Source organism: Roseixanthobacter psychrophilus (assembly GCF_043195195.1).
In the GTDB taxonomy this organism is placed as follows: Bacteria; Pseudomonadota; Alphaproteobacteria; order Rhizobiales; family Xanthobacteraceae; genus NCEH01.
This window is the reverse complement of sequence record NZ_JBAFWT010000128.1, coordinates 1-1,497: the sequence shown is the minus strand read 5'-3', so window position 1 is coordinate 1,497 and position 1,497 is coordinate 1. Positions and strand designations below refer to the sequence as shown.

3 protein-coding genes are annotated in these 1,497 nt (G+C 61.6%); all 3 read right to left on the bottom strand.

From position 1 onward, the window contains the following. Window positions 1-455 precede the first annotated feature (455 nt). The gene (locus V5F77_RS28785) at window positions 456-626 is read right to left on the bottom strand and encodes an RES domain-containing protein (protein ID WP_429008470.1); all 171 of its coding nucleotides are present in this window, start codon (window positions 624-626) and stop codon (window positions 456-458) included. Continuing rightward, entirely contained in the window at window positions 623-1,009 is a 387-nt protein-coding gene (locus V5F77_RS28780) for a hypothetical protein (RefSeq protein WP_429008469.1), read from the bottom strand. Before V5F77_RS28780 ends, V5F77_RS28785 begins: the two co-directional genes overlap by 4 nt. A gap of 104 nt (window positions 1,010-1,113) precedes the next feature. After that, a complete protein-coding gene (locus V5F77_RS28775; RefSeq protein ID WP_429008468.1) occupies window positions 1,114-1,359 on the bottom strand; it encodes a transposase in 246 nt (81 codons plus the stop codon). Window positions 1,360-1,497: the final 138 nt, after the last annotated feature.

Below are 1,497 nucleotides of genomic sequence, written 5' to 3'. Positions count from 1 at the left end.
ACCCCGCCGGAAGCGCGGTGATCACGCCGCCGCAGTTACACCACGTCCAGGGACACGACCCACCTCGGTCACCGTGGTCTCCGACGCGAGCGTTTCCGAAACAATCTGCTCCCTCAAAGCCATCGGCCAAGTTCGTCGCCGACCAACCCCGGTAATGATCTCCATCCGCTGAACGGTCACGTGGCTATCCTCGCTGCTTGCACCGTGGCGAAACACTCACACCACGAAAAACAGCGGATTAATCGCCTCCCAACAAGGCGGCCCACGGCGTAAGCTTACGATAGAGGGACTTTTCCGTCGATGCGGGCAATGCGGCGCCACGCACAATCCCAGTCCTTCCAGGCGTCATCCCAGACGCTCGGATCGAATCCCTGGGACAGATCCGCGACTTCGCCGAGCGTGACCGTGTAGGCGGCAAGGGTTGCCGGCGGCGTGATGCTGGCGCCTTGCCGGTATTACTCAAGGGCTGTCTGCGGCGCGCGGGAGAGATAAAGAGCCTCGACGCCGGGCCGGTTAAACCGGCCACCATCTATAGCGGCACCCGCGCCGCTCGTCGGCACGAACGCCCATTTAGGTGTTAGATAGCGGTGGAATATCTCGTCCGGACCGAGGTGGGCGATCTTCACCCACGGGCTCCGTTCTCGAGATCGCGGATGAAGGCCAGCACCGCCTCTACCTGGCCATCGGCCACGAGCTCAGCCGCCGTGCGATGCCCATAATCGGCGATCGGCTCGTTCCGGTACCAATAAATCGCCTTGTCGATATCCCCGGTGAGTTCCGCGGTTGCCGAGATCACCTTCACCATTTCGCGCATCCGTCCCTGCAGCCGCTCGGAAGAGGGGTTGCGCAAGGTGTTGCGATGAACGCCGGTGAGCTGGGCCAGGTTGGCAACGTTGACGCCGAGTGCCTTAGACAGGCGCTTCGGCGAGATATAGGGCGTCCGGGGCTCCTGAAGGCTGTCGACGAAGCCGGAAACCATTGCAATGTGAGCTAGCTGAGCCTGGGCCATGGCAGAACCTCGCTTGTGTCATGCACAATATATGCACATTTCCAAGCACATCAAGGTGCGGCTCTGTCCAAGGCGGTCGATAGGCGTTCCACTGCGAAGTCGGGTCAGGGCTGCCGGACTATGGTGCCCACGACATTGACGAGAATACGCGCAGCCGTGAGCGCCGACAGGCCCTCTATGTCGCGACGCCATCGATACACTTGGGAGCGATCAACATCGTGGCGGCGCGCCACCTCGGTCACCGTGGTCTCCGACGCCAGCGTCTCCGAAACAATCTGCTCCCTCAAAGCCATCGGCCAAGTTCGTCGCCGACCAACCCCGGTAATGATTTCCATCCGCTGAGCGGTCACGTGGCTATCCTCGCTGCTTGCACCGTGGCGAAACACTCACACCATGAAAAACAGCGGATTAATCGCCTCCCAACAAGGCGGCCCACGGCGTAAGCTTACCATGCAGCCCATCGATCTGGACCACGAGCAGCGAGGCCC

What these genes read in the sequence shown, in the direction of transcription:
- V5F77_RS28780 (WP_429008469.1), bottom strand. Translation starts at nt 1,009, where the DNA reads ATGGCCCAGGCTCAGCTAGCTCACATTGCAATGGTTTCCGGCTTCGTC.